General features: G+C 60.6%; 14 protein-coding genes. 5 read left to right on the top strand and 9 right to left on the bottom strand.

What is annotated here, in order from left to right; translation table 11 throughout:
- Positions 1-8: 8 nt before the first annotated feature.
- Complete coding sequence (locus tag AC1Q5W_RS12060; protein WP_492644397.1) at positions 9-1238, top strand: HD-GYP domain-containing protein; 1230 nt, start codon at positions 9-11, stop codon at positions 1236-1238.
- Between the two features lie 36 nt (positions 1239-1274).
- On the opposite strand, the gene AC1Q5W_RS12055 is transcribed toward AC1Q5W_RS12060, so the two are convergent.
- Positions 1275-1478 (bottom strand): hypothetical protein, encoded by a 204-nt coding sequence (locus AC1Q5W_RS12055; protein WP_492644398.1) that lies wholly within the window; start codon positions 1476-1478, stop codon positions 1275-1277.
- A gap of 110 nt (positions 1479-1588) precedes the next feature.
- Complete coding sequence (locus AC1Q5W_RS12050; protein WP_492644399.1) at positions 1589-2203, bottom strand: glutathione S-transferase C-terminal domain-containing protein; 615 nt, start codon at positions 2201-2203, stop codon at positions 1589-1591.
- A 97-nt stretch (positions 2204-2300) separates the two neighbouring features.
- On the opposite strand from AC1Q5W_RS12050, the gene purB reads away from it, so the two are divergent.
- Together purB and AC1Q5W_RS12040 are read left to right on the top strand one after the other, a co-directional pair.
- Positions 2301-3680 (top strand): adenylosuccinate lyase, encoded by a 1380-nt coding sequence (purB, locus tag AC1Q5W_RS12045; RefSeq protein ID WP_492644400.1) that lies wholly within the window; start codon positions 2301-2303, stop codon positions 3678-3680.
- A complete protein-coding gene (locus AC1Q5W_RS12040) occupies positions 3680-4240 on the top strand; it encodes a YaeQ family protein (RefSeq protein ID WP_492644401.1) in 561 nt (186 codons plus the stop codon). The genes purB and AC1Q5W_RS12040 overlap by 1 nt, the downstream gene beginning before the upstream one ends.
- Before the next feature lie 43 nt (positions 4241-4283).
- Here AC1Q5W_RS12040 and AC1Q5W_RS12035 read toward each other — a convergent pair whose 3' ends face one another.
- Positions 4284-4715 (bottom strand): DUF3717 domain-containing protein, encoded by a 432-nt coding sequence (locus AC1Q5W_RS12035; RefSeq protein WP_492646141.1) that lies wholly within the window; start codon positions 4713-4715, stop codon positions 4284-4286.
- 86 nt (positions 4716-4801) lie between these two features.
- Between AC1Q5W_RS12035 and AC1Q5W_RS12030 the strand changes: the two genes are divergently transcribed.
- Positions 4802-5155 (top strand): phage holin family protein, encoded by a 354-nt coding sequence (locus AC1Q5W_RS12030; RefSeq protein WP_492644402.1) that lies wholly within the window; start codon positions 4802-4804, stop codon positions 5153-5155.
- Here the strand turns inward: AC1Q5W_RS12030 and AC1Q5W_RS12025 are convergent.
- Positions 5123-6661: a M48 family metalloprotease gene (locus tag AC1Q5W_RS12025; RefSeq protein WP_492644403.1), complete on the bottom strand. Its 1539-nt coding sequence runs from the start codon at positions 6659-6661 to the stop codon at positions 5123-5125. The genes AC1Q5W_RS12030 and AC1Q5W_RS12025 overlap by 33 nt on opposite strands.
- Before the next feature lie 44 nt (positions 6662-6705).
- On the bottom strand, positions 6706-7479 hold the full coding sequence (gene tfpZ, locus AC1Q5W_RS12020; protein ID WP_492644404.1) for a TfpX/TfpZ family type IV pilin accessory protein: 774 nt from the start codon (positions 7477-7479) through the stop codon (positions 6706-6708).
- Between the two features lie 68 nt (positions 7480-7547).
- Here tfpZ and moaC point away from each other — a divergent pair, with 68 nt between their 5' ends.
- Positions 7548-8036, top strand: coding sequence for a cyclic pyranopterin monophosphate synthase MoaC (gene moaC, locus AC1Q5W_RS12015; RefSeq protein WP_492644405.1), 489 nt, complete (start codon positions 7548-7550; stop codon positions 8034-8036).
- Here the strand turns inward: moaC and AC1Q5W_RS12010 are convergent.
- The 4 genes from AC1Q5W_RS12010 to AC1Q5W_RS11995 all read right to left on the bottom strand — a co-directional run bounded on the left by AC1Q5W_RS12010 (position 8013) and on the right by AC1Q5W_RS11995 (position 14380).
- On the bottom strand, positions 8013-9566 hold the full coding sequence (locus tag AC1Q5W_RS12010) for a PglL family O-oligosaccharyltransferase (protein WP_492644406.1): 1554 nt from the start codon (positions 9564-9566) through the stop codon (positions 8013-8015). The two genes, moaC and AC1Q5W_RS12010, sit on opposite strands and share 24 nt — an antisense overlap.
- Positions 9509-11266, bottom strand: coding sequence for a PglL family O-oligosaccharyltransferase (locus AC1Q5W_RS12005; RefSeq protein WP_492644407.1), 1758 nt, complete (start codon positions 11264-11266; stop codon positions 9509-9511). The genes AC1Q5W_RS12010 and AC1Q5W_RS12005 overlap by 58 nt, the downstream gene beginning before the upstream one ends.
- A 25-nt stretch (positions 11267-11291) precedes the next feature.
- Positions 11292-11780: a pilin gene (locus tag AC1Q5W_RS12000; RefSeq protein ID WP_492644408.1), complete on the bottom strand. Its 489-nt coding sequence runs from the start codon at positions 11778-11780 to the stop codon at positions 11292-11294.
- Between the two features lie 179 nt (positions 11781-11959).
- Positions 11960-14380, bottom strand: coding sequence for a GspE/PulE family protein (locus AC1Q5W_RS11995; protein WP_492644409.1), 2421 nt, complete (start codon positions 14378-14380; stop codon positions 11960-11962).
- Between the last annotated feature and the right edge of the window lie 11 nt (positions 14381-14391).

Genomic DNA, 14391 nt, shown 5'->3' with positions numbered 1-14391 from the left:
TCCACCCCATGCAGCTCGTTCCCGTCAGCGTAGATTCCATCCGCGTTCGCCAACCCCTGCCTTTTCCTTTGATGGACAAGGACGGTGTGCTGCTGGCCAAAAAGGATTTTGTCATCGAGTCGCGGGAAGACCTGGTGGAAATCGCCGAGCGGGGCGGCGGCCTGTTCATCGACGTGGCGGACTCGGACGTCCACCACCGGGCCTATGTGGAACGCCTGCACGGGCTGGTGCGCGACGAGAAGTCACTGGGGGAAATCGCCAGCACCCAACTCTCTGCCAGCGCCCCGGGCGCGCGCAGCGTCCAGGACCACAAGGCACCCGACTGGCTGGACCTGCAGGTGCAAAGCAACGCCTTGCTGCGGGAAAAAACCCCGGCGCTGTTCATGGATCGGCTGGAACGCCTGAACGGGCAGCTGAGCCAGCTTTGCCAGCGCAACCCGGACGGCACGCTGTTCGCGCTGATTCACCTCTCGGCCAGCGAAATCCAGCTCTACAGCGCCACGCACGCCATGCTGGTCCGCGTGATCTGCGAGCTGGCGGCCCGGGAAGTCCTGAACTGGCCCATCGAGATGGAAACACAGCTGTGCAAGGCCGCACTGACCATGAACCTGGGCATGACCGATTTGCAGGACCGGCTGGCCCGCCAGATCGAGGCGCCCTCGGCCGAGCAGCGCGCAGCCATCAAGGCCCACGCGGCCCGCTCGGTCGACATGCTCGTCGCCATGGGTGTCACCGACCCCATCTGGCTGCAGGCCGTGCACGAACACCACAACCCGGAACCCGGCTCCCTGCAGAACAAGACGCCAGCGCAACGGATTGCCCGGCTGATCCAGCGGGCGGACATGTTTGGCGCCCGGCTGGCCCCCCGCGCCTCACGGGTCCCCACCGCTCCGGCTGCGGCCATGCAGGCCTGTTATTTCGATGAAAACCGCCAAATTGACGAGGCGGGCGCGGCACTGATCAAGGCCGTGGGCATTTACCAGCCGGGGGCCTTTGTGCGCCTGGCAACCGACGAGGTGGCCATCGTTGTCAAACGGGGTACTAACACCACGACGCCGCGCGTGGCCGTGCTGATCAACCGCCAGGGCATTCCCACGGTGGAGCCTACGGTGCGCGACACCAGCCTGCCGGAATACCGAATTGTGGCCAGTGTGGCCCACCGCGACGTCAAGGTTCAGATCAACCTGGAGCGGTTGCTGCCGCTGACCGCTGCACCCGCGACCAATCGGTTCCCGTGATACGGACGGGCAGGACCGCCGCGCGTCACGCGAACATCACGCGGACAAGGGGCTGGGCTGGGAATCTATCGTGCGGCGGGGTTCGCACCACGCCTGCACATTGGCGAACACGTTGCGGCAACCCGTGCAACGGTACTGCCCCGTGGGCTCCAGCGTGCCACTTTCTGTACGGTCAATAACCCGCTGGTAGCTGGTGGCGCCGCATTCGCGGCATTTGTAGATCGTTTTGTACGTAGCCATCGTGCGCACACTCTAATGGCAGGCGTCGCATCCAGGGCAAAAAAATATGTAAACCGATGTAACAACAGCCCCCAGACCGTACGAAGGCTGGTAATAAATCCCAGACGGGTTCAGTGCGGCATGGTGTCGGCAAAGCTGGGGCGTTGCATCAGCTTGTCGTACAGGCGAACCAGGTTGGGGTTGTCGGTGCGCCAGTCCAATTGCGGAAAGCGGAAGTCCAGATAGCCCAAGGCACAGCCCACGGCAATATCGGCAAGGCTCAGGTGGATACCACCGCAAAACGGCTTCTCACCCAGGCCGCGGCTCATGGCGGTTACGGTCGCTTGCACTTTGCTCAGCTGGCGGTCAATCCAGGCCTGGCTGCGCTGGGCCTTGGTACGCCCAGGCCAGGTGGCTTCCAGCCGCGCCAAGACGGAGGCATCGAGCAGGCCGTCGGCCAGTGCTTCCCAGGTCTTGGTCTCGGCCCGTTCACGGCCCACGGCGGGAATCAGCTTGCCGACGGGGGACAGGGTATCGAGGTATTCCACAATCACGCGCGAATCGAACAGGGCTTCGGCCCCTTCCATGATCAGACAGGGAATTTTTCCCAGAGGATTGGCCTCGGCAATCCGGGTGTCTGCCGCCCAGACATCCTCGATCACAAAGGCGTAATCCAATTTTTTCTCTGCCATCACAATGCGCACTTTGCGGACATAGGGGCTGGAGGTGGAGCCGAGTAATTTCATGGATGCTTTACTGTTACAGGAGGGATGATTCTATCCAGTAGGGGATTTCCCGGGTCCGTCGATAGGCGAATCATGGCACTCAACCTACAATCGACCTATGACTTTCTCCACTATTTCCGCACTCTCTCCCCTGGACGGCCGCTACGCCGCCAAGCTGGCCACCCTGCGTCCCCTGATGAGTGAACAGGGCTACATGCACCGCCGGGTGCAGGTGGAAGTGGCCTGGTTCATTCGCCTGAGCGATGCCGGTTTTGCCGAATTCAAGCCACTCACCCCCGGAGCACGCACTTACTTACTCGGGTTGGTCAAGAACTTCTCCGTCGCCGATGGCGAGGCGATCAAGGCCATCGAGAAAACCACCAACCACGACGTGAAGGCGGTGGAATACTGGATCAAATCCAAATTCGAAGCCCGCCCCGAGCTGCTGGCCGCGCAAGAGTTCGTGCACTTTGCCTGCACCAGCGAGGACATCAACAACACCAGCCACGCGCTGCAGCTCAAGGGTGCACGCGACCTGGTGGTGCTGCCGACACTGGACGCCGTGATTGCCAAGCTGCGCAGCATGGCCCACGCTTTTTCCGACGTGTCCATGCTCAGCCGCACCCACGGCCAGACTGCCAGCCCCACCACCGTGGGCAAGGAAATCGCCAATGTGGTCATGCGCCTGAGCACCGCCCGGGAGAAAATTGCCGCCATTCCCATCATGGCCAAGATGAATGGTGCCGTAGGCAACTACAACGCCCACCTGTCCGCCTGGCCCGACTTCGACTGGGAAGCCTTCAGCCGCACCGTGGTGGAAACACCCGAGCCCCTGGGCCTGGGCCTGACCTTCCAGCCCTACAGCATCCAGATCGAGCCCCATGACTACATGGCCGAGTTCTTCGACGCGGTGGCCCGCACCAATGCCATCCTGATCGACTGGTCGCGCGATGTCTGGGGATACGTGTCGCTGGGCTATTTCAAGCAGAAGCTCAAGGACGGCGAAGTGGGTTCTTCCACCATGCCGCACAAGGTCAACCCGATCGACTTCGAGAACGCCGAAGGCAATCTGGGTCTGGCCAACGCCCTGCTCAAGCACCTGAGCGAGAAGCTGCCCATCAGCCGCTGGCAGCGCGACCTGACCGACTCCACCGTGCTGCGCAACATGGGCGTAGCACTGGGCTACGCCGTGCTGGCCTACCAGTCGCTGAGTACGGGTCTGGGCAAGCTGGAACTCAACGAAGCCGCGATTGCAGCCGATCTTGACGCCTCCTGGGAAGTGCTGGCCGAACCCATCCAGACCGTGATGCGCCGCTACGGCCTGCCCCAGCCGTACGAGCAGCTCAAGAAGTTCACCCGCGGTGAGCCCATGACCCGCGAGCTGATGCAAGGCTTCATCGCCAAGCTGGAGATTCCCGAAGAGGACAAGCAGCGCCTGCTGGCCATGACGCCAGCCAGCTACACCGGCAAGGCGGCTGAACTGGCCAAGCGGGTCTGATGGCACTCAAAGCCACCATCTTCAAGGCCAGTCTGCAAATTGCGGACATCGACCACGGCTATTACGCCGACCACACGCTCACCCTGGCCCGTCACCCCAGCGAGACCGATGAGCGGATGATGGTGCGGCTGGTCGCCCTGGCGCTGCAGGCGCACCAACTGCAAGACGTCTGCGCCGGTGACGGCACCCTGGCCTTTGGTGCCGGGCTGTCCGACCCGGACAACCCGGACGTGTCGCTCACCGACTTCACCGGCCACAAGCGCCTGTGGATCGAGGTCGGTCAGCCCGAAGACAAGCCGCTGACCAAAGCCTGCCAGAAGGCGGACGCTGTCGTGGTCTACGCCTTTCACCACGCGGCCGAGGTCTGGTGGAAGGGCATTGAAAACAAACTGACCCGGCTCGACAAGCTTCAGGTGTGGCGCGTGCCCACCGAGAGTTCGCAGGCACTGGCCCAGTTGGCCCAGCGCAGCATGCAGTTGCAGGCCACGATCCAGGAAGGCGCACTGATGCTGGGCGACGGCAAGCACAACGTCGATATTGAACCCCTGCGCTGGAAATAAGGCTCGAATCAGCCCCAGAGCACCGGAAAACCTGCGCAGACAGCTATGAATTTGGTAGCAATGATGCGGAATTCTCAGCCGCCCGCTCGGCATACTTGTTGAACCGCCAAGCCGTGCCCTGCGCCGTGATGCGCTGCCAGATCAGCCGCTTCTCGGCGGCGCTCATGGCGGGCCACCGCTGAACTTCGTCAAAACTGCGGCCGCACCCTTTGCACCAGGCATCCCCCTGGCTGGTGGAACAGATGGCAATGCAGGGCGTATCGGGTGTGCTGGCATACCAACCCAGCCAGGCTGCGTAGGCCTCGGGCGGAAACGCGCTCTCTTCCAGCAACACGGCGTGCGCGTACACCATCTGCGCGTACACCTCCGCCAGCGCCCGGGTGCGGGCCGGCAGGGCAATGCCGTCGGGCGAGGGTTCGTGCGCGCGCCAGTAGTTGATGGCCGATTCAATGTCGGTGATGTGGATACCTGCCAAATGCGTCTGCCGGTCGGTTGCGGTGGGAAGAGGCATCATAGCCCGCCACCCGGCAGGTGACCCGTGCAAAGTGCTATTCTGTGGGCATGAAACTCCTTGCCAAATGGTTGCTCAGTGCCACCGCCCTGCTGGCTGTCGCCTACCTGTACAGCGGTGTGGAAATCAAGAGCTTTTCGGCGGCCATGATTGCCGCCTTTGTCATTGGGCTGTTCAACGCCGTCCTGCGCCCTATCCTGGTGGTGCTGACGCTGCCGGTGACGGTGCTGACCGTGGGCCTGTTCCTCTTCGTGATCAATGCCCTGATGTTCTGGTCCGCGGCCAGCATCCTGGACGGCTTTCACGTGCAGGGCTTTGGCGCCGCATTGATCGGCTCGCTGATTTACTCGGCACTGGGCATCGTCATTGACTCAGCGCTCCAGCGCCTGTTCCCGAACCACTGATTCCATCTGGCGCGTGCGGGTGTCGACAATGGATGCCTCGATGTAATCCGACCCCGCCCCCCCTTTGCGGGCCCAGTCCTGCGCAACCTTGAAGCGGGTGAGCGCAGCCGGGAAGTCGAGTTGGGCGGCGCTGACTTCTGCCTGGGCCCGGATGGCACCCAGCGTGCGGCCCTGGGCGGTATCCACACTGGCCAGCAATTGCCAGGCCTGGGCGTCCCGCGGGTGCCCGGCCACCCAGGTCTGCAGCGCTTGCGTGGACTGGGCCAGCGGTGCTGGCTGCTTGGCCAGCACCGCCGCCTGGGCAGCGAGGAACAGTTCGGCCCGGCTGGGCGCTGCAGGTTTCCCGGCGGAGGCCTGCAGCAGGCTGAGCGCACGGCTGCCATCCCCTTGGGCCAGCCACATCTCGACCCCCAGCAGACGGGCCAGACGGGCAGCGGCGGCATCGCCCCGCGTCCGCTCCGTCAAGCGCACCCACAGGGCCTGGGCCGCGGCGAATTCGCGCAGCTTGATGGCGGCCAGCGTGGCGCCGTACAGGGCGCCAGCCTGCTGCGCCGGCGCCAGGCGCGCCAGCGTGGTGGCCTGCGTTTCAACCGACCAGGTGCGTAGGGCATCCACCGCCGAATTGGACAACACCCGGGCACGGGCGGCAACCATGGCCTGGTCCCACTCGGGCGCTGCAACCGGCGCGCCGACTTCTGGCCGCGGGATGCGGGCCTGCATGTCGGCCATGCGCTCGGTGGTGAGCGGATGGCTGCGCAGATAGGGGTAGCTGCCCGAATCGTTCAGACGGGCTGCCTGCTGCAGCTTCTCAAACATCGACACAAAACCCTGGGGCGCATAGCCCGCCTGGGTCATCACACCAAACCCCATGCGGTCAGCCTCGCGCTCCATGTCGCGTGAAAAATTGAGCTGGGTTTGCGCTGACACCGCCTGGCCGCCGACGATCATGGCATTGGCCGCATTCGTGTCCTTGCTGGCCGCCAGCGCACCCAGAATCATGGCCCCCAGAATCCAGGGGGCCTGCCCGCTTTGCCGGGTGAGCATACGGGCCACATGCCGCTGCGTCACGTGGCTGAGTTCGTGCGCCAGAACCGAAGCCAGTTCACCCCGGCTGGCCACGGCACCCACCAGCCCCAGGTGCAGGCCCAAATAGGCGCCGGGCAGGGCAAAGGCATTCATCGTGCGGTCACGCCCCAACAGGATCTCCCACGCATAGGCCGCATCCAGTTCGGGCGGCAAGTCTCCGCGCAAGCGGGCAGCCGCCAGCAGCGGTTGCCAGATACCCTGCACAAATTCCATGGTGACGGGGTCGTCCACATAGTCCGGATCGCGGTAGAGCTCGCGGGCAATGCGGTCGCCCAGACGCCGCTCGGCGCTGGGTGTCATGTCGCTGCCATCACCCAGATTGGGCAATGCCGCGCTGGCAGAGACCCCCTGGGCGCCCGCCGTCGGCACGCCCGCGCCCAGCAGCACACTGCATGCGATACAAATAATGGCTAACCGCACTATGACTCCACAGAAGTTATCGCTTTGTTTGGAAACATCCGCGTTCAATAAGGATCCAATGGCAGGGTCGCCACGATTTCGGCCGTCACCGGGTCCAGAAACACGGTCCAGAATTCCTTGCGCCCCACCAGGGGAAGGTAGCGCAGCGTTTGCGGGTTGCGCCCGGTGGCCGCCAGCAGCTGGTTGATCTCCTGTGCCCGGGCCGGGAACCGGGCCTGGAGTTCGGGTACGGGTCGGGCCGCCAGGAGGATGTCGGGGACGGCTGGGGCATAGGGACGCCACAGGTCCGGACGGGACGACAGCGAGACGCCTTGCATGGCGGCCAGGGTGGCATCCGTTTTTTCCCGACCATCCTTGAATTCGCGCAAGGCCAGCAGGGTCGGGCCCGTCCAGGGCAACGCCTCTATGCCGGGCGGGGTCTTGTCCAGCAGTTCCGGGGGCACGTCGATAGCGTGGGCCACGCGGAAGCGGTCGTATTCAAACACCAGGTGCACCGGACGCGCGGCACTCACCGTCCACAACCCGTATCCCAGGGCCGCCAGCTGGATCAGCACCACGGTCACCAGATCCCGACGTAATTCAGGCAGGGGTTTGGCCCGGTTGAAAACCGCCAGCGTGATCAGCGGTCCCAAAATGACATCCACCGTCACCACCAACAGAAACAGCTCGCGCCCCCCCGACAGCTCGCGGTAGGGATAGGGGTACCAGATACCAAAAACCAGGAATGCCGCCAGGGCGGCGATGGCCAGGCTCAGGCCCAGATGGATGGCGCTGGCTTTAAGCCGGTCACGCCAGAATGCGGAAGTAATCAGAACCATATTCGTAGTTGCTTCAGGGTAATCGCAGAGGGAGCCGCCCAGATGAAGGTCAGGTAAAGTCTAGCAATATGAACACCCTCACCCATTTTGACGCCCAAGGCCAAGCCCATATGGTAGACGTGGCCGCCAAGCCTGCAACCCATCGTATCGCCATCGCCAGTGGCCGCATTGAAATGCTTCCCGCCACGTTGGCCATGGTTGAGGCCGGCAACGCCAAGAAAGGCGATGTGCTGGGGATCGCGCGCATTGCCGGCATCCAGGGTGCCAAGAAAACGGGCGACCTGATCCCGCTGTGCCACCCTCTTGCCCTGACCCGCGTGGCCCTGGACTTTCAGGTGGTGCCCGCCAGCCCCACGCAGACGGCCCATGTGCTGTGCCAAGCTACAGCGGAAACCGTAGGCCCCACCGGCGTGGAAATGGAAGCCCTGACCGCTGTCCAGGTGGCACTGCTCACCATCTACGACATGTGCAAGGCCGTGGACCGCGGCATGACCATCACCGACGTGAAGCTGCGGGAAAAGCATGGTGGCAAGTCAGGGAGCTTTATCGCCCGTTGATGCCGCCGCCCAGCGGGCCTGCGCTTCGGGGAATGCCGCCTTGAAGCGCTGCAGAAAATACAGCGCCTCCTCATCGCGCCCCAGCATTACGGCGCTCTCAACCAGTTTTTCAATCACGCGCGGCTCGGCCGAAAAATGCAGCAACTGGTGCGCCAGGGTGTTGATCTGCACCGCGGTGTCCGGCGTGAGGGGTGTGGTGGTGAGTTCCGCAAAACGCACCTGATCCCGGAATAGCCAGGAATTCCGGACCTTTTCCAGCGTACCCTCCTGGTAGGCGCTGGTCCGCTCGGCCACAGGCAGGTACAACTGGCTGATGCGCCAGTAATCCCAGGAGGAAAAGCCTATTGTCGCTACAAACAGCATAGCAACACACGCAGATGCGGTACGGCCGAAGGCCTTCAAACGCATCGATTCTGGCGCGCGCCACAGCATCCAGATACTCAAGCCTGTCGCCATCTGAAACGGTCCGTACCACAATGGATACTCCAACATGCTGTGCAGCACAATGACCGCCAGTACCCCCCATGCCAGTTGGCGTGTGGCGTCCTGCTCGCTCCAGGGCCGGGCTCGCCATACCCACCAAAGCCCCACGCCACACACGGTCAACGCCAGTGGCACACCCAGCTCCACCGCCAAGTGCAAGGGCAGATTGTGCGCATTGTCCAAAATGTCGCAAAAGCGCGCGCCAGGGTACAGCGTTACAAAATGGGCGTAGCCCAACTCCCCCCAGCCCCAGCCAGTCCAGGGTTTTTGGGCGATCAAATACAGCACGTTGGACCACAGCACCCGTCGGCTGCCGCAACCCGCTTCTTCGGTGAAGCGTCCGAGCAAGCCGCCACTGTCGACACCGGTTGTCAATTCCAGCAACCGGGGTAACGCCAGCGCGGCAACAAGGTATGCAAGCAATGCCCCCGCACTCACCACGACCAGGCGCCATTGCCCTCTCGAACGCCAAACGACCATCAGCGCAAACACCAACAGCCATTGCAACAAGCCGGTGCGGGAGCCGCTAGCCGCGTTACCCAGCGCCAGCAGCACAGCACATGCTCCGACACTCAGAAAGGACCATTGCACAGATTGCGTTCCCTGCCGAAATGGCAACTGCCACTGCGCCGCCTGCCAGAGCAGGGCCAGCAACCCAATGCTGGTGAGCGTAGCAAACTGGTTGCGTTGGCGCAGGTTGGCAAACGCTTCGCCCACGCCCGCGTTGTTCACCCAGGGGTTGAACGCTGCTGCTAGATCAAAGTATTGCAGCAGCGCCATCCCAGCGCTAACCAATGCTGCCATCAGCCAGCCTGCAGCGATCATTTTGGCCGTTAGCTGCGATCTAAGTAGCCACACGAGGATGGCACACGCAGCAGCTACCAGCCAGGGGATTACGGACGGAGTTGGGCCGTTGGTGAAGGGGGTCAGCCAGGGCAGGACCAATATCGCCAATAGCCCCATGCAGCCCGCCAATGGACCCGCAGGTTTCATGGCAACTTCAGCTTGCTCAGTTCTGGGTATTTGCTTTCTGCCAACGCTTCCCAACTGGCGCGTATGCCTGCGTAGGTCTTTTCACCGTGCATGGCGCGCATGACCTTGAGTTGCCGGATGGCTTCTTCGGAGTTGCCATTCAAGGCCAGCGAAAGGGCATAACGATTTTGTGTTGCTGGCCACGGGAAACGCATGGCCACCTTTCGGGCGAGTTCAATGCGCTCAGGTGTCATATTGGGTGCTGGAGTAATCCGTGCCCCTTCCAAAAGGGCGTCTAACTGTGTCAACAGAACAATATGAGGGCGCTCATAATCACTCGGCGTTTGACCCATCCTCATTGCCTCAAACCGGGCGATGCGAAAATCTTCTTCAATTTTTATATATTCGACAGCGCTCCATACCATTGCCGCGGAAACAAACATCCATGCAATTGCAGCCGCGCTCCACGGTATGCGCACCCCCCCCCCAAGAGTCGTACGGGCCTCCAAAGTGCCTAATAAGAACATGGTCGGCACCAAAAGGTAGGCGTACGCGAAGGGATATTCCAGCATGGAATGCACTCCAAAGGGCAGCGCGACGGCCAAGCAATACCAAGTCAGCAGGTCATCCACCGCGCGTGACCTGCGCCATAGCCATACTGCGGTGACGCCTACTAGCAAAAGCGTCAACGGTAATCCAACACCTACCGCTAAATCCAGAACAATATTGTGCGCATAGGTGAAGGCCTCGCTCTCCGTGTAGGCGCCCAAGACCGCGTTATGTGCGGTGGACACTTCGCGCAATCCCCAACCAAACCAGGGGCGCATTGATACCGCCTGCCAGAGCTGGGGCCAAACTACAAAACGGGTTCCAGCGCTGGTATTTACTTGCGCCACCTTAGCTTCAGCCCACCCACTGTCCTGGATGAAGTTGAAACACACAGGCCAAAATACGAAACAACACACAAAAAAAACAAGCCAGAAAATTATGGCACGAGCAGACAGGAAAAAACCTACTCTGCGACGCTTCACCATCCACCATAGCGCCATTAATAGCAACCCCAAAGCGCCGGTGCGCGACTCCGTTATAGCCAAACCCAGTACCAATATCGCGACTGTAGGCAACGCCGTAGCCACTCGCATACGTCGAGATTCAAATAGATAGATGACACTGGCAAGAGAGAACAATACCAATGTGGCCAGCTGATTGGGTTGGCTCAGATTACCTCCGGGTCGACGCAACAGGTACGGACGGGCAACCCAACTCACCGAATCCCAAATGTCTAAAGCTTGCACCAGCGCCACAATGACCGAAAGCAGCCCACCCAACACGAGCAACACGGCTAATTGCTCACTAAACTGAGCGGTCGACGTGGGTTCTTGTGCTTTTTCAACCGCAAACGAGTAGCCTATGGTCAACGCAAGTACGCACAGCCACAAATAAAAGAACAGTATTACCGCATCGCCTTTGAACTCGATATCTCCGGTCATGGTCTGTATTGCAACGACCACACACAGCAAGCCTATGGGCCACCCCATCCTTGGAATGAGAACTGGACGGCGACCATCACCGCAGTAATTTTTAATTAGCAGCGTGCCCGACAGCATCAGCACTGCGGCAAACGCCAGTGTTTCGCTATGCCAGCTTAACCAAGGCGGGAAATGCAACGGCAATAACCAGCCCGCACCAAGTAAAGTCAGGCTTGCAAAAACGGACAATGCATAAAAGAAACGCCCGTTTCCGGGCGTTTCTTTTGCTGCGTGTATCCCTTTCATAAGGGAGATACAACATTCGCAACCATCACGGCTGGAAAGCTCCTGCCACGGTACTAGGGGTCGTTGCAGCAACAGGGTCGCGGCACGATCCGGGCAGGTACTTAGGATCGATCGTGCCAGGTCCGCAGAGCCATTGAGTAACTTGGCCATTTACGAGCACAGGGGCCAAAAGCACGGTTTTCTGGTCGATCTTTAGGTTGCCCGTACCTTGCGCGGTAACTTGGATGGCGCCCGCTTGATTGGTGGAGACCAACTGAACGTACTTCGTAGAACCGGTGCCCGAAACCTCACAGCCCCAAGCGCCTGCAGCGGGCACGGATGCCGCATTATTGCTCTGGTAGGATTCAGTAACGCTGGTACGGCAGGCGGAAGCAGCCAAAACCACTTCAGACATCTTCGCGCGGAGCGTGTAGTCTTGGTACGCAGGCAATGCCACCGCAGCCAAAATGCCGATGATCGCCACGACGATCATCAATTCGATCAGGGTAAAACCCTTTTGCATAGAACGCTTCATTTGAAACTCCTTGGTTAAAAAACTAGACCCCAATAATCAGCAGGTTCCGTGCCAGCGTCTTCTCATCCAAAAAACAACGAAAAGAGCACCTAACCGGCCATTTCCTGACATGCGCTGGCAAGTTCACTGCCTTTTTTTGACATAAGAGCTTCTGCACGACATTTTTGTCACATCTCTCGTCACTTGATACACACCGACCGAACCATCTTCAAATCGGTCAACCCCATCATGACCTTCTCCATGCCGTCCATCTTCAGGGTCCGCATGCCCCCTTCAACGGCCGTGGCAAAGAGCTCGGCAACCCGGGCGCGTTCCTGGATGAGCTTCTTGACACTGTCATCGGCAACCAGCAATTCATGCAAACCGACCCGGCCTTTGTAGCCGGTCTTGTTGCATTTATCGCAGCCTACCGCTTTGTACAGCTTGATGTGCCCGTCTTCACCGTAGGTTTCCAACCAGCTGTCCAGCAATTTCTTGCTTTCGCCGGCATAGTCTTCCTTCCAGGCTTTCGAGTGGCGCAATTCCTCGGCATATTCCGCCACAAACAAGCGGAGCTCCTCCGCGTCGGGCACATAGGCAACCTTGCAATCGCACAATTTCTTGGCCAACCGCTGCGCCAGAATCCCCAACAACGCGTCCGCAAAGTTGAATGGGTCCATGCCCATGTCCATCAAACGGGTGATGGACTCAGGTGCGGAGTTGGTGTGCAGCGTGGAAAACACCAGGTGGCCCGTCAGTGACGCTTCCACGCCCATGGACACGGTCTCTTTGTCGCGCGACTCCCCCACCATGATGATGTCGGGGTCCGCACGCAGGAAGGCACGCATGATGAGGGCAAAGTCGATCCCCGCCTTGCGGTTGATCTGCACCTGCCGCAGGCCCTTTTGGGTAATTTCAACCGGATCTTCTGCCGTCCAGATCTTGGTATCCGGCGTATTCAGGAACTTGAGAATGGAATGCAACGTGGTCGTCTTGCCCGAGCCGGTGGGGCCGCAGACGTAAAACAGGCCATAGGGTTTGCTGACCGTAGCTTCCAGCCGGGTCTTGTTGCTGGGCGTCAGGCCCAGCTTTTCCAGCGGAATGGGCTCCCCGGCAGCCAGAATCCGCATGACCACGTCTTCCACTCCGCCAGCCGACGGAATGGTCGCCACCCGCAGTTCGATGTCCAGCGGCCCGTACTTCTTGAACTTAATCTTGCCGTCCTGCGGCTTGCGGCGTTCTGAAATATCCAGGTCGCACATGATCTTGAGTCGCGTGACCATGGCTTGCCGGAAATGCGCCGGCACTTCCACGTAGGGAACCAGACTGCCATCGATGCGAAACCGGATACCCGTCTTGAACTTGCCCGGCATAGGCTCGATGTGGATGTCCGATACCTTCTGGTTGTAGGCATCGATGATGACCTTGTTGACGAACTTCACCAGTTCGTTGTCGGCGGCAGCAGACTCCAACGAGTCGTCATTGGTGCCATCATCAATGGGGCCCCCATCCATGTCGGCCAGCAACTGGTCAATGGTGCTGGTATCGGCCGCCGTACCAAACAACTGCGCCAGTGTCTCCTGGAATTCGGTTTGTGTGGTGACCCGGTACGCGAACTTGCTGATGCGGGGAAACACCTGCGGCACCACCCGCGAACCGCGCACGGCTTCCGGGTCCATGCACATGATGACCAGCCCCTCGGGAGACTCCTCCAGCGGAATCCAGCCTTGCTCCCCGATGAACTCGCGCTTGAGGGCACCGTGCAGCATTTCGGAACGAATGCGCCCAGGATTGAACGCCTCGTAGGGCACACCGAAAAACTTCGACAACGAAGGGCCGATTTGCGCCGGCTTGATCTTGTATTGGGCCATGAGCAAATGCTCAACCGATTGCCCGTCATTGCGTGCATCCAGAATACACTGGTTCAGTTCGTCGTCCGTCAACAGCCCATCGGCGACCAGCGCATCGTACTTGGTCGCCTTCTTGCGCGGCGTGGTACTGGCTTCCTTGACGCGCTGGCGGATGGCGGTCGCCAGCGTCTTGCAGAGCTCGTTGACCCCGTCCACTTCCAGTTCGCCAAAGGGCTCATCGCTCTTGTTGTTGATCACCTGCAGCACCCCGTGCAAGGTGTCGCCTTCCAGAATAGGGGCCACCAGCATTTGACGGGTCCGGTAGCCCGAGCGCTTGTCCACCTCCTTCAGAAAGGTCAAGGCCGGGTGGATGCGCTTCAAGGCGTCATCGTCATACACGTCCGCCAGGTTCAACGGCTTCTTGCTGAAGGCGGCATATCCTGCAATGCTCTGCGGCGAAATCGGCAGCTTGAGATCGCGGCTGCTGTTCAATCCGGTTTTGATCTTGGAGATGATCGCCGTCTGGTCTTCCGTCACGGCGTACAAGGTCAGCCGGTCGGCATTGAGGAGCTTGCAAATGTCCTGGCTGGCCTCGAGCATGATCTGCTCCAGGTTCTCGGTGGCATGAATGCGCGCCGTGACCTGGTGCAACTGCCGATAAAAAAGCGCTTCAAACGTCATGCCCCGCTTCTGGGACGGCAGCTTCTGCGACTCGAAAAACGCCTGCTCCGCAGATTTTTCCGCAGATCCGGCAGAGGTGACTGCATTCATATTTCAAACTC

This window comes from Rhodoferax sp. MLSD5-FHT05B10, assembly GCF_058793415.1.
This window is presented reverse-complemented; position numbering and strand designations above follow the sequence as displayed.

What these genes read in the sequence shown, in the direction of transcription:
- tfpZ (WP_492644404.1), bottom strand. Translation starts at nt 7,479, where the DNA reads ATGGTTCTGATTACTTCCGCATTCTGGCGTGACCGGCTTAAAGCCAGC.
- AC1Q5W_RS12000 (WP_492644408.1), bottom strand. Translation starts at nt 11,780, where the DNA reads ATGAAGCGTTCTATGCAAAAGGGTTTTACCCTGATCGAATTGATGATC.
- moaC (WP_492644405.1), top strand. Translation starts at nt 7,548, where the DNA reads ATGAACACCCTCACCCATTTTGACGCCCAAGGCCAAGCCCATATGGTA.
- purB (WP_492644400.1), top strand. Translation starts at nt 2,301, where the DNA reads ATGACTTTCTCCACTATTTCCGCACTCTCTCCCCTGGACGGCCGCTAC.
- AC1Q5W_RS12050 (WP_492644399.1), bottom strand. Translation starts at nt 2,203, where the DNA reads ATGAAATTACTCGGCTCCACCTCCAGCCCCTATGTCCGCAAAGTGCGC.
- AC1Q5W_RS11995 (WP_492644409.1), bottom strand. Translation starts at nt 14,380, where the DNA reads ATGAATGCAGTCACCTCTGCCGGATCTGCGGAAAAATCTGCGGAGCAG.
- AC1Q5W_RS12005 (WP_492644407.1), bottom strand. Translation starts at nt 11,266, where the DNA reads ATGAAAGGGATACACGCAGCAAAAGAAACGCCCGGAAACGGGCGTTTC.
- AC1Q5W_RS12030 (WP_492644402.1), top strand. Translation starts at nt 4,802, where the DNA reads ATGAAACTCCTTGCCAAATGGTTGCTCAGTGCCACCGCCCTGCTGGCT.
- AC1Q5W_RS12060 (WP_492644397.1), top strand. Translation starts at nt 9, where the DNA reads ATGCAGCTCGTTCCCGTCAGCGTAGATTCCATCCGCGTTCGCCAACCC.
- AC1Q5W_RS12040 (WP_492644401.1), top strand. Translation starts at nt 3,680, where the DNA reads ATGGCACTCAAAGCCACCATCTTCAAGGCCAGTCTGCAAATTGCGGAC.
- AC1Q5W_RS12055 (WP_492644398.1), bottom strand. Translation starts at nt 1,478, where the DNA reads ATGGCTACGTACAAAACGATCTACAAATGCCGCGAATGCGGCGCCACC.